Source organism: Pseudomonas frederiksbergensis, from assembly GCF_001874645.1.
Classification (GTDB): domain Bacteria; phylum Pseudomonadota; class Gammaproteobacteria; order Pseudomonadales; family Pseudomonadaceae; genus Aquipseudomonas; species Aquipseudomonas frederiksbergensis_B.
Genome location: NZ_CP017886.1, coordinates 1,712,791 through 1,725,285 on the forward strand (window position 1 = coordinate 1,712,791; position 12,495 = coordinate 1,725,285).

A 12,495-nucleotide genomic window follows, 5' to 3' on the forward strand; every position below is an offset into this window, starting at 1 on the left:
CGCGCCGTGTAGAAACTGACGATTGGCAGTGGCGATCAAAAGATCGCAGGCTACTCCGGATCGCCTGTAGGAGCTGGCGAAGCCTGCGATCTTTTGATCTTCGAAGCTCAACGGGCCTTGGGGGTCGCCACTTTGTCGCGCAGGTAAACCGGTTGTGCGTCGTCCGCCGGGATGCCTTCGCCACGTTCCCAGGCGAAACGGGCCAGGGTCAGCAAGTCTTCGGCGTGAGGCAACATGCCAGCATCCTGACCGATCAGATTGACCGCGATTCGCTCGCCATAGCCCCAACCGGTGCCTGCGCCGAACCAGTCGCCCGTGGCATCTGCCGGTAATGCTGCAACTTCCGGCGGCAGTACCGCCTCAGCCCCCACCAGACGCATTTCACCGGCAGTTTCTCGGTAGCAGCCCCAATAGACTTCATCCATCCGCGCATCGATGGCCGCCGCAACCTGATGTGCACCGTGCTCACGCAATGCGCGCTGCGCCAGCACCGCCAGGTTGGACACCGGCAGCACCGGACGATCCAGCGCAAACGCCAGGCCTTGAACCACGCCGATGGCAATTCGCACGCCAGTGAACGCACCCGGGCCGCGACCAAAGGCAATCGCGTCGACCGCCTGCAAGGTGGTGCCCGCGTCGGCCAGCAACTGCTGGATCATCGGCAGCAACTTCTGCGCATGCAGGCGCGGGATCACCTCGTAATGACTCGTAACCTTGCCGTCATGCAGCAAGGCAACGGAGCAAGCTTCAGTCGCGGTGTCCAGGGCCAGCAAGGTGCTCATCGATGTTTCCGTAAAGAGAAGTGGAAAAAGTGCGCCAGTATAAACAACAACGGCCCGCAAGCGGGCCGTTGAACGTAAAGCCAATCAGCTTTCTCAGCTCAGCGCTTCAAGCACCTTGCCGGTGATCGCTTCTACGGAGCCAACGCCTGCGATGTGGCTGTAAACCGGCTTGCCTTTAGCAACCGACAGCTGCTGGTAGAAATCCACCAGCGGCTTGGTCTGGGAGTGGTAGACCGACAGACGATGACGCACGGTTTCTTCGGTGTCGTCTTTACGCTGCACCAGCGCTTCACCGGTGATGTCGTCCTTGCCCGCGACTTTCGGCGGGTTGTACACGGTGTGGTAAACGCGGCCGCTGGCTTCGTGTACACGACGACCGGCGATACGCTGAACGATTTCTTCGTCATCGACGGCGATTTCAACCACATGGTCCAGTTCTACACCGGCATCGACCAAGGCTTCAGCCTGAGGGATGGTGCGCGGAAAACCGTCGAACAGAAAACCGTTGGCGCAATCAGCCTGAGCGATACGATCCTTGACCAACGCGATGATCAGGTCGTCGGAAACCAGACCGCCCGCATCCATGATGCCCTTGGCCTTGATGCCCAGCTCGGTGCCAGCCTTGACTGCAGCACGCAGCATGTCGCCAGTGGAGATCTGTGGAATAGCAAATTTTTCAGTGATGAACTGAGCCTGAGTACCTTTACCGGCCCCGGGAGCTCCCAGCAGAATGACGCGCATCGATGTGCTCCTCAATTTCTTATTTAGATAACGATCGGATTTGCCGCGTGGGGCCAATCTCAAAAATAGGGTCGTGGGCCGCCCAAACGGCCAAAGGCTGATCAAGATACACAGCAGGCCCTGACCACACAAGCCGCCGAAAGTCGGAGCAACCCGTGCCTGTTACACCCTGGCGACGAGGCGATCCAAGTCGCCCCCCCATAACAAAGTGTCGCCTGACAACCGCGACCGCCCCCTGCGGACCGGTCGCTTGTCACAGTAAAGCGGCCTGCGACACCCCGCAAATACCTTAGCCGGTATTGCGCAAACCGGCGGCAATCCCCGCCACAGACACCAGCAACGCCTGTTCCACCGGGCTGCCCTGCGCCACTTCCGGCTGCCGCGAGCGGGCCAACAGTTCAGCCTGCAATAGATGTAGCGGGTCGAGGTAGGTGTTGCGCAAACGGATGAACTCCAGGGTGTCGGGGCTATGGGCCAGCAGTTGCGACTGACCAGTCAAGCCCAGGACCACCGAACACGCCTGCGACAATAGGTCGCGTAAATGCACCCCCAAAGGTAATAAATCAGGCGTAACCAATCGCTCGTCGTAGGACTGGGCTATGTCCGCGTCAGCCTTGGCCAGCACCATCTCCAGCATGTCGATGCGCGTGCGGAAGAACGGCCACTGCTCACGCATCTGCGCCAGCAACTCACCCTCACCCCGCGCCAAGGCGTTGCTCAACGCCGCTTCCCAGCCGAGCCAGGCCGGCAGCATCAGGCGGGTCTGGGTCCAGCCGAAAATCCACGGAATCGCCCGCAGGCTTTCGATCCCGCCAGCACGACGCTTGGCCGGACGGCTGCCGAGCGGCAGACGCCCCAGCTCCTGCTCAGGTGTGGATTGACGGAAATACTCGACGAACTGCGGATTCTCCCGCACCACGGCGCGATAAGCGCTGACGCCATCAGCCGCCAATTCGTCCATCAAGCTACGCCACGCCGGTTCCGGCGGCGGAGGCGGCAACAGCGTTGCTTCCAGCACCGCGGCCAGGTACAGGTTGAGGTTCTGTTCGGCGATGTCCGGCAGACCGAACTTGAAACGAATCATTTCCCCCTGCTCGGTGGTGCGGAAACGCCCGGCCACCGATCCCGGAGGCTGCGACAGAATCGCCGCGTGCGCCGGGCCACCGCCACGGCCCACGGTGCCGCCGCGACCATGGAACAACAGCAGTTCGACTTGCTGCTCGCGGCAGATATCCACCAAGCGCTCCTGCGCCCGATACTGCGCCCAGGCCGCCGCTGTCGTGCCGGCGTCCTTGGCCGAGTCGGAATAGCCGATCATCACTTCCTGCGGGCCCTGCAAACGCGAGCGGTAACCCGGCAGCAGCAACAGCTTCTCGATCACCGGTCCGGCGTTGTCCAGGTCGGCGAGGGTTTCGAACAGCGGCACCACGCGCATCGGCCGCAGCACGCCGGCCTCTTTAAGCAGCAACTGCACGGCGAGTACGTCCGAAGCGGCGCCCGCCATGGAGATCACATAAGAGCCCAGCGACGCCGCCGGCGCCGCGGCGATTTCGCGACAGGTCGCCAGGACTTCGGCGGTGTCGGCCGAAGGTTTGAAATAGGCCGGCAACAGTGGCCGACGATTGTTCAGCTCGCCCATCAGGAAGCGAATACGCGCTTCCTCGTCCCAGTCTTCATAGCGACCGAGCCCGAGATAGTCGGTGATTTCGGTCATCGCCGACGCATGCCGCGACGAGTCCTGGCGCACATCCAGGCGCACCAGGAACAGGCCGAAGGTCACCGCCCGACGCAGGCAATCGAGCAACGGACCGTCGGCGATCACGCCCATGCCGCATTCATGCAGCGACTGATAGCAGAGCTCCAGCGGATCGAGCAGCTCGCGGTTGTGTTGCAGCACCTCGGCCGATGCCGCAGTGGTCTCGGTCAGGGAGGCCTGCGCCCAGTGACGGGTCGCACGCAGGCGCTCGCGCAGTTGTTTGAGCACGGCACGGTAAGGTTCGGCGCTGTCCCCGGCCTGGGTCCGCAACTCGGTGCTGGCCTGCTGCATCGACAAATCGGCGGCCAACTGATCGACATCGCGCAGGTAAAGGTCAGCCGCCATCCAGCGCGCCAGCAGCAGGACTTCACGGGTCACCGCAGCAGTGACGTTCGGGTTGCCGTCACGGTCGCCGCCCATCCACGAGGCGAAACGAATCGGCGCCGCCTCCAGCGGTAAACGCAGGCCGGTAGCGGCATGCAGGGCCTGATCGGCCTTGCGCAGGTAGTTGGGGATCGCCTGCCACAGCGAATGCTCGATCACCGCAAAGCCCCACTTGGCTTCATCGACCGGGGTTGGCCGGGTCCGGCGGATTTCTTCGGTGTGCCAGGCTTCGGCGATCAAGCGTTGCAAACGCTGCTGGATCTGCTCGCGCTCGACGGTCGTCAGGTCGCGGTGATCCTGCGCTGCCAGTTGCGCGGCGATGGCGTCGTACTTCTGGATCAAGGTCCGGCGGGCGACTTCAGTCGGGTGCGCCGTCAGCACCAGTTCGATCTCCAGCCGCCCCAGTTGTCGCGCCAGCGCGTCGCTGCCATGCCCTTCGGCACGCAGGCGGGCCAGCAGTTCGGGCAGCACCCGCGCCTCGAACGGTGCCGGCTGGGATTCTTCACGGCGGTGAATCAACTGATATTGCTCGGCGATGTTCGCAAGATTCAGGAACTGGTTGAATGCTCGCGCTACTGGCAGCAGTTCATCTTCAGTCAACTGGTTGAGGCTGGCGCGCAGTTCGGCGTCCGTCGAGCCACGTCGGTCAGCCTTGGCGCCTTTGCGGATCAGCTCGATCTTGTCGAGAAAACCATCCCCGTACTGCTCACGAATAGTGTTGCCCAACAACTCACCCAGCAGGTGAACATCCTCGCGCAAGCGTGCATCGATATCAGTCATCAGCAGTTCTCCAGCGAATGGCAGTCGACCCCAAGAGTGCCGTCCGCAGCGGGTTCTTACAAGCCGGGCGACGAATCGACTTTAAAGCTAGTCTCATAGATAAGCCGTACAAAGGCTTGCCACCGGCCACGGCCGGACACTCATCACACCCTGCCACGAGCAGGTGCATAGTGAGGTCATCATGAAAATCCGTGAGTTAGCCCAGCATTGGGAAGAAACCGCCACAGGCCGTTTGACCAAGACCGGCTACACCATTCACCTGGACGTCGAAGCCGCGGCGCGGTTGGCGGCGATTACCGAGATGTACCCCAAACGCCACCCAGAAGAACTGCTGGGCGAACTGATCGGTGCGGCCCTGGAAGAGCTCGAAGCGAGCTTTCCCTACATCAAGGGGCAACATGTGGTCGCGACCGATGAGGAAGGTGACCCGCTCTACGAAGACGTCGGCCCGACACCGCGTTTTCTCGAATTGTCGCGGCGACATTTACACGATTTATCGGCTCAGAGCGGCAAGCAAAAACACTGAGACAGCCTGTAAAGCAAAAGCCCCGCCTGATCTGATCAGGCGGGGCTTTTGCATGTTGAAAATCAATGGATCGTAGCCTTCGGCAGCGCCTACGGGGGACCGGGCTTTGGCATGTTGAAAATCAACGGATCGCAACGGGCTTACGTAGGAGCTGCCGCAGGCTGCGATCTTTGGGGCCGGCAGTGTTTACTGTTCCAGCTGTGGCGTTTCCTGCCCCATGCAGCGCACGGCTTTCTTCTTGTTGTTGACCAGCACGCCGGTCAGGCCTTTCTGTTCGGTGTCGAACAACACCAGCACGCCATCGACGCACTGGGCGACTTCCGCGGCCGGCTCCAGGGAGACTTTATAGTCTTCGCCCGGTACGGTCTTGAGCATGGTGAAGTCGTTGAGCAGCAGTGCATCTTCGGGTTTTGCGAAGTGCAGGTAACCGTAGAACCACAGGGCCCCGACGGTGCCGAGGATGCTGCAGATACCGGTGATGATCAGCGGGATGGCGTTACGTTCTTCACTCATTGCGGGCTCTCTGGAGGTTCAACTTCTGAATTCGGGGGTGCCGGGTAATTGGACGTTTCGCCCAGGCGGCGCAGACCGTTGAAGTGCTGCGGGTCTTCGAGGTAGCGCAGCATGACTTTGCGCCAGACCGGGTCGGCGAACGTCTGCACGTGACCGCCTCGGGTCAATTGCAGCACTCGCGGCGGCGGCGCAGCTTGATACAGTCGGATGCCATTGGAAAGAGGCACGAGCGGATCGTCGATGCTGTGGTAGATCAGCTTTGGCACGCCATTGAGCTGCGGCATCGAGTTGATCGCGCTGTCCGAGTCCGGCACCAGCCAGGACAACGGCACCTGAAACGGCCAGGTCATCCACGACGTACTCAGCGCAAACCGCCCGACATCCCGGTAACTGGCCGGCACACCGTCGAGGACCAGCGCCTTGAGCTGGCGCTGACGCTCGGGGTGTTCAACCAGATAATGCACGGCCAGCGCACCGCCAAGGCTCTGGCCCAGGACGATCAACGGTTTGCCCTGAACGTCGGGCGCCTGGTCCAGCCATTTGAATGCTGCGTCGATGTCCTGATAGATCGCCGGCAGGCTGGGTTTACCCTGCGACAGTCCATACCCGCGATAGTCCACCAGCAGCACCTGGTAACCCTGCTTCGGTAGCCACCAACTGGCCCCCAGATGCCCGGCGAGATTCCCGCCATTACCGTGCAAGTGCAGCACCGTGCCCTTGACTGCTACACCTTTTTTGGCCGGCAGCCACCAACCGCTGAGTTTCACGCCATCGGCGGTGGTCAGGCTGACGTCATGGTATTCAAGCCCGGCTTTGCGCGGGGTAAACGGTAGACCGGGATCGGGGTAGAACAGCAAGGAGCTGCAGCCGCCGAGGGTCAGGAGAAGGCAAAGGATGCCGAGGATTCTCATCCGTTGAAGCCTCGCAATTAACGATCAGTGTTACAGGATATTCGAGTAATCCGCTTCGATCCGGTCCAGGCTCAGGTGGTTGAGGAAGTTGGAGAAACACATCCAGGCCGACAAGGCGTTCATGTCACGGAACTGGTCCGGCAGATACTTGGGCGGCTCCACCAGACCTTCATCCACCAACTGACGCAGGGTTCGCATGTCTTCCAAAGTGGTTTTGCCGCAAAACAGCAAAGGGATCTGCTCAAGCTTGCCTTTACGCACGGCCAACTGAATGTAGTTGTAAACCATGATAAAGCCCTTGAGGTAGGACAAGTCTTTGGTAAATGGCAGACCATTTGGCACCGAACCACGGAAAACCCGGCTGGTATTGCTATAACTTTCAGCCATCTCGAAGCCTTGTGCGCGGAAGAACTCAAAGACCTGCAAGAAGTCCGCGCCCTCCTCGACCATATGAATCGCACGAGTACGGTTAGTCAGTTTGCGCAAGCGACTCGGGTAGGACGCGAAGGTGATGATTTCCATCAGGATCGCCAGGCCTTCCTGGGTCACGGTCGAGGACGGTGGCCCCTTGGACAGGAAGGTGCAGATCGGCTGGTTAAGACCGTTAAGGGTGGTGCCGACATGCACCAGCCCTTCATGGACTTCCAGGGCGCGCACATCGCGTTCGTTGAACATCGCGTCAGCGCGGATCTTGATGTAGTCGGCACCGGCCGCCGCATCCGCGACGATGCCGTCGGACTCGAACACCCGAATGGTTTCCTCGGCTTCGCCAAAGACCTTGTTCAAGCGGGTTTGCAGCAAGTGCACCGCTTCTTTAGCGGTGAGAATCTTCGGCTCATCCTTGAGGTCGCCCCGGCCATCGATGTTGTTCAGGTAGTCGGACATCATCAAGCCGAGGTCGGCCAGGGTCGGGTCACCGGCGTGGAACGCATCGGACGCCGCGCCGTAAAGCTCCTGGGAGATCAACCCGAAATCTTCGGTGCCACGCGCTTCGAGCATCCGCACCACCATGCGGTATTCCTTGCACATGCGCCGCATGATCTGCCCGACCGGGTTGAACTGACCGAGCTGACGGGTGATGTCGCGTTCGATGTTCTGGAATTCCAGCTTCACTTTGCTGGAGTCGAAGGACAGCGGCCGATTGAGGTAGTAGTCGCGGTCCACGGCCGGCATTTCCTTGCCTTTGGCCTTGAGGAAACCCTTGCGGATGTTGTCGTCCCACTTGACCGCATCGAGTACCCGAATCGGCGTTTGCGCCAGCACTATGCGATCGGACAAGGTGCGTATCGTCTGCTGGTATTCGTCCACCCGGTGCTCCCTTTGAAAAATTGGACGGCTTGGCCTGGCTTGGCCTGGCTTGGCTTGGCGTAGGAGCTGCCGCAGGCTGCGATCTTTTGATCTTCTTTTTTGTACAGCAAGATCAAAAGATCGCAGCCTTCGGCAGCTCCTACAGGGATCGTGTTACACCGACGCCAGCACCAGGTGCATGTACCGCGTCAGGATGCCGAGCATCTCTTGCTCGGCCTGCGGCTCTGCGTCGTTGAGCAGGCCCTGATATTCCATCCGTCCGACAATCGCCGTCAACACCTTGGCATCCTGCTGCGGCTCTCGGGAACCCAATACCTGGAAAAGCTGGCAAGTGCCCTGCAAGAGAATTTGCTGATGCGAGCGCACCAACAGTGCCAGGCGCGGATTGAGCAACGCTTCCTGACGGAAGGCCTGCTCGGCCATCAAGTGCTCGCGGCGGTTGATCAATTGCCGCTGGACATAGTCCGCCATCAGCCGTGCTATATCGTCAGCCAACTGTGAGCGGGACTGGGGGCTGCCATCACCGCTGATGACCAACTCACGCAACAAGCCTTCGTTATTGGCCCACAACCTGGCCATGTAGGCGGCACTGCGTTCGACGTATTGAGCGAAGGTATCGGTAAGCAGGTCATCGATATCCTTGAAATAGTAAGTCGTCGCCGACAGCGGCACACCGGCTTCGGCGGCTATTGCACGGTGACGTACCGCACGGACACCGTCGCGCACGACGATGCGCATCGCCGCATCGAGAATTTCCTGTCGACGCTGCTCACTTCCCTGTCGACTGGCTTTGCGACCCTGGTATTGGACGCTTTCAGCGACCGCAGTGGCGATGCCAGCTGCTCCTTCTTGAGCAATTGCACGATTCACGACCGGTATTCCTCTCTAACGTCAAAAGTAACCAATTGATACGTTTGTACCAGACAGGCAATAAAAAGCCGCCTGTTATAGGCGGCTTTTTAATTGAAACATTTACGCTTGCGGCCGCATGTGCGGGAACAGGATCACATCGCGTATCGACGGTGAATTGGTCAGGAGCATCACCAGACGGTCGATACCGATACCTTCACCGGCGGTCGGCGGCATGCCGTACTCCAGCGCGCGAACAAAGTCAGCGTCGTAGTGCATGGCTTCGTCGTCGCCGGCGTCCTTGTCGGCCACCTGAGCCATGAAACGCTCGGCCTGGTCTTCCGCGTCGTTCAACTCGGAGTAGGCGTTGGCGATTTCGCGGCCACCGATGAACAGTTCGAAACGGTCAGTGACGTTCGGATTCTCGTCATTGCGGCGGGCCAGCGGCGACACTTCGAACGGGTACTGGGTGATGAAGTGCGGCTGTTCCAGCTTGTGCTCGACCAACTCTTCGAAAATCATCACCTGCAGCTTGCCCAGACCTTCGAAGCCCAGCACTTTGGCGCCGGCCTTCTTGGCGATGGCGCGGGCCTTGTCGATGTCGGTCAGGTCGTCAGCGGTCAGCTCCGGGTTGTACTTGAGGATCGAGTCGAACACCGAGAGACGCACGAACGGTTCGCCGAAGTGGAACACCTTGTCGCCGTAAGGCACGTCGGTGCTGCCCAGAACCAGCTGCGCCAGCTCACGGAACAGTTCTTCGGTCAGGTCCATGTTGTCTTCATAGTCGGCGTACGCCTGGTAGAACTCCAACATGGTGAATTCAGGGTTGTGACGAGTCGAGACACCTTCATTACGGAAGTTGCGGTTGATCTCGAACACCTTTTCAAACCCACCCACAACAAGCCGCTTGAGGTACAGCTCAGGCGCAATGCGCAAGAACATCCCCATGTCCAGCGCATTGTGGTGAGTCTCGAAAGGCTTGGCTGCCGCACCACCCGGAATGGTTTGCAGCATTGGGGTTTCGACTTCCAGGAAGTCACGCTTCATCAGAAAGCTGCGAATGTGCGCAATCACTTGCGAACGCACGCGGAAGGTCTGACGCACGTCTTCGTTGACGATCAGGTCAACATAACGCTGGCGATAGCGCTGCTCGGTGTCGGACAGGCCGTGGTGTTTGTCTGGCAGTGGGCGCAGGGATTTGGTCAACAAACGTACGTCAGTCATTTCAACGTACAGGTCGCCTTTGCCGGAACGGGCCAGGGTGCCTTCGGCAGCAATGATGTCGCCCAGGTCCCAGGTTTTCACCGCGGCCAGGGTTTCTTCGGACAGGGTTTTACGGTTGACGTAAACCTGAATGCGCCCGGACATGTCCTGGATCACCATGAACGAGCCACGGTTGAGCATGAGACGACCGGCAACCTTGACCGGGATCGCAGCGTCTGCCAGCTCTTCCTTGGTCTTGTCCGCGTACTGTTTCTGCAAATCTTCGCAGTAGGCGTCGCGGCGGAAGTCGTTGGGGAAGGCCTGCCCCTTGGTGCGCTCGGCAGCAAGCTTTTCCTTGCGCAGGGCGATCAGGGAGTTTTCTTCCTGTTGCAGGGCTTGCGGATCGAGTTCTAGGTCGCTCATGTCTTTAAAAATTCCATCACAGGTTCGTTGCCCCCGGCTTCGAGGGTTCGCGGGCTTCGCCACGCTCCTACAGGACCGTGGCGGCTTCGCAGATTTCCGGTGTTGCCTGATTACAGCCCTTGCTTGAGGCTGGCTACCAGATATTCGTCGATGTCGCCGTCGAGCACCTTGTCGCAGTCACTGCGTTCGACGTTAGTACGCAAATCCTTGATTCGCGACTGGTCGAGCACGTATGAGCGAATCTGGTGACCCCAGCCGATGTCCGACTTGGTGTCTTCCAGGGCTTGAGAGGCAGCGTTGCGTTTCTGCACTTCCTGCTCGTACAAGCGCGCCCGCAACATTTTCATCGCGGTGTCTTTGTTGGCGTGCTGGGAACGTTCGTTCTGGCAACTGACCACGGTGTTGCTCGGTACGTGGGTGATACGTACGGCCGAGTCTGTGGTGTTTACGTGCTGACCACCGGCACCCGAGGAGCGGTAGGTGTCGATGCGCAGGTCCGACGGGTTGATGTCGATTTCGATGTTGTCATCGATTTCCGGCGACACAAACACGGCCGAGAATGAGGTGTGACGACGGTTACCGGAGTCGTACGGGCTCTTGCGCACCAGGCGGTGCACGCCGATCTCGGTCCGCAGCCAGCCAAAGGCGTATTCACCCTTGATGTGCAGGGTTGCGCCTTTGATCCCGGCGACTTCACCGGCAGAGAGTTCCATGATGGTCGCGTCGAAACCGCGTTTGTCCGCCCAACGCAGGTACATGCGCAGCAGGATGTTGGCCCAGTCCTGGGCTTCGGTACCGCCGGAGCCGGCCTGGATGTCCAGGTAGGCGTTGTTGGCGTCCATCTCACCGCTGAACATGCGGCGGAATTCGAGTTTTTCCAGGGCCTCGCGCAGACGCTCGACTTCGGCAGCGACGTCATCGACGGCGGCCTGGTCTTCTTCTTCGGCGGACATCAGCAGCAGGTCCTTGGCGTCGGCAAGGCCGCTGTGCATCTGGTCGAGGGTTTCGACGATCTGCGCCAGCAGCGAGCGCTCGCGGCCCAGTTCCTGAGCGTACGACGGGTTGTTCCAGACATTCGGATCTTCAAGCTCGCGATTGACTTCGGTCAGACGCTCATGCTTTTGATCGTAGTCAAAGATACCCCCGAATAGTTTCGGAGCGCTCGGACAGGTCCTTGATACTGTTAAGGATCGGGTTGATTTCCATGGCGGGCAGCACTCGTTGGCGAACTTTTGAAAGCCGGCGAGTATAACGTAATCAAGCTGTCACGGCAGCCCGCCTGGCGGCTTTAGCGGTGAATGAACGCGTTGGTTCATTCGATGCCCACCTGATTGCGCCCATTGTTCTTCGCCAGGTACAACCCCTTGTCCGCCGCCGAGATCAATTGACGGCAATCCGTGCCCGATTGCGGGGTCATGGTCGAGAGGCCGATGCTGATGGTCAGGCTCGCACCTTCGGCCGGGCAAACATGCGGGATTTTCATTCCGGCCACGGTCTGCCGGAGTTTCTCCGCGACCAGACGCGCCCCGCCCGGCGAGGTATTGGGCAATACCAGGACGAACTCTTCACCGCCATAACGCGCCGGCAGATCGGAAGGACGGCTGCTGGCATTGCGGATCGCCGTGGCGACTTTGCGCAGGGCTTCGTCGCCTTCCAGGTGGCCGAAGCTGTCGTTGTACAACTTGAAATAGTCGACATCGATCATCAACAGCGACAGTTGCGTCTGCTCACGCAAGGCCCGGCGCCATTCCAGTTCGAGGTATTCGTCGAAATGGCGGCGGTTAGACAGGCCGGTCAGGCCGTCGGAGTTCATCAGGCGTTGCAGCACCAGGTTGGTGTCGAGCAACTGTTGTTGACTGACCCGCAGCGCCCGGTAAGCCGCGTCGCGCTGGATCAGGGTCATGTAGGAGCGCGAGTGATAACGAATGCGCGCTACCAGTTCGATGTTGTCCGGCAGCTTGACCAGGTAATCGTTGGCCCCCGCAGCAAACGCCGCGCTCTTGATCAGCGGGTCTTCCTTGGTCGAGAGCACAATGATCGGAATGTCCTTGGTCGCCGGGTGGTTGCGGTATTCGCGCACCAGTGACAGGCCGTCCAGACCGGGCATAACCAGGTCCTGCAGGATCACGGTCGGCTTGATACGAATCGCATGGGCGATGGCCTGGTGCGGATCGGCGCAAAAATGGAAGTCGATATTGTCTTCGTTTGCCAGCCCGCGGCGCACGGCTTCGCCGATCATCGCCTGATCGTCGACCAGCAGCACCATCGCGGCGTTTTCATCGGTTTTAAAGGCGTCGAGCTGTAAATCATCCATGTGCG

11 protein-coding genes are annotated in these 12,495 nt (G+C 60.0%); 1 reads left to right on the forward strand and 10 read right to left on the reverse strand.

The features are described from left to right. Positions 1-107 precede the first annotated feature (107 nt). From tsaB to ppc, 3 genes are all read right to left on the reverse strand, one after another. A complete protein-coding gene (gene tsaB / locus BLL42_RS08550) occupies positions 108-782 on the reverse strand; it encodes a tRNA (adenosine(37)-N6)-threonylcarbamoyltransferase complex dimerization subunit type 1 TsaB (RefSeq protein WP_071551667.1) in 675 nt (224 codons plus the stop codon). A 93-nt stretch (positions 783-875) separates the two neighbouring features. Next, positions 876-1,523, reverse strand: coding sequence for an adenylate kinase (gene adk / locus BLL42_RS08555; protein WP_071551668.1), 648 nt, complete (start codon positions 1,521-1,523; stop codon positions 876-878). Positions 1,524-1,812: 289 nt separating this feature from the next. Beyond that, positions 1,813-4,443 (reverse strand): phosphoenolpyruvate carboxylase, encoded by a 2,631-nt coding sequence (gene ppc / locus BLL42_RS08560; protein WP_071551669.1) that lies wholly within the window; start codon positions 4,441-4,443, stop codon positions 1,813-1,815. A 181-nt stretch (positions 4,444-4,624) separates the two neighbouring features. On the opposite strand from ppc, the gene BLL42_RS08565 reads away from it, so the two are divergent. Beyond that, entirely contained in the window at positions 4,625-4,969 is a 345-nt protein-coding gene (locus BLL42_RS08565) for a pilin assembly protein (RefSeq protein ID WP_071551670.1), read from the forward strand. Between the two features lie 186 nt (positions 4,970-5,155). Here BLL42_RS08565 and BLL42_RS08570 read toward each other — a convergent pair whose 3' ends face one another. From BLL42_RS08570 to BLL42_RS08600, 7 genes are all read right to left on the reverse strand, one after another. Further along, on the reverse strand, positions 5,156-5,482 hold the full coding sequence (locus BLL42_RS08570) for a PA3694 family proteiin (protein WP_071551671.1): 327 nt from the start codon (positions 5,480-5,482) through the stop codon (positions 5,156-5,158). Continuing rightward, positions 5,479-6,393 carry an alpha/beta hydrolase gene (locus BLL42_RS08575; RefSeq protein WP_071551672.1) on the reverse strand — a complete coding sequence of 305 codons (915 nt, stop codon included), beginning with the start codon at positions 6,391-6,393 and terminating at the stop codon, positions 5,479-5,481. The genes BLL42_RS08570 and BLL42_RS08575 overlap by 4 nt, the downstream gene beginning before the upstream one ends. A gap of 30 nt (positions 6,394-6,423) precedes the next feature. Next, a complete protein-coding gene (locus BLL42_RS08580) occupies positions 6,424-7,701 on the reverse strand; it encodes a flavohemoglobin expression-modulating QEGLA motif protein (RefSeq protein WP_071551673.1) in 1,278 nt (425 codons plus the stop codon). Positions 7,702-7,854: 153 nt separating this feature from the next. After that, entirely contained in the window at positions 7,855-8,559 is a 705-nt protein-coding gene (locus tag BLL42_RS08585; protein WP_071555720.1) for a TetR/AcrR family transcriptional regulator, read from the reverse strand. Positions 8,560-8,673: 114 nt separating this feature from the next. Beyond that, positions 8,674-10,176, reverse strand: coding sequence for a lysine--tRNA ligase (gene lysS, locus BLL42_RS08590; RefSeq protein ID WP_071551674.1), 1,503 nt, complete (start codon positions 10,174-10,176; stop codon positions 8,674-8,676). Positions 10,177-10,286: 110 nt separating this feature from the next. Then, positions 10,287-11,382, reverse strand: a protein-coding gene (gene prfB / locus BLL42_RS08595) for a peptide chain release factor 2 (protein ID WP_129586940.1) whose coding sequence is annotated in 2 segments (ribosomal slippage) — positions 10,287-11,309 and positions 11,311-11,382 — 1,095 coding nt in all. Because the reading frame shifts where the segments join, the coding sequence is not laid out codon by codon here. A 106-nt stretch (positions 11,383-11,488) separates the two neighbouring features. Next, positions 11,489-12,490 (reverse strand): response regulator, encoded by a 1,002-nt coding sequence (locus BLL42_RS08600; protein ID WP_071551676.1) that lies wholly within the window; start codon positions 12,488-12,490, stop codon positions 11,489-11,491. Positions 12,491-12,495 lie beyond the last annotated feature (5 nt).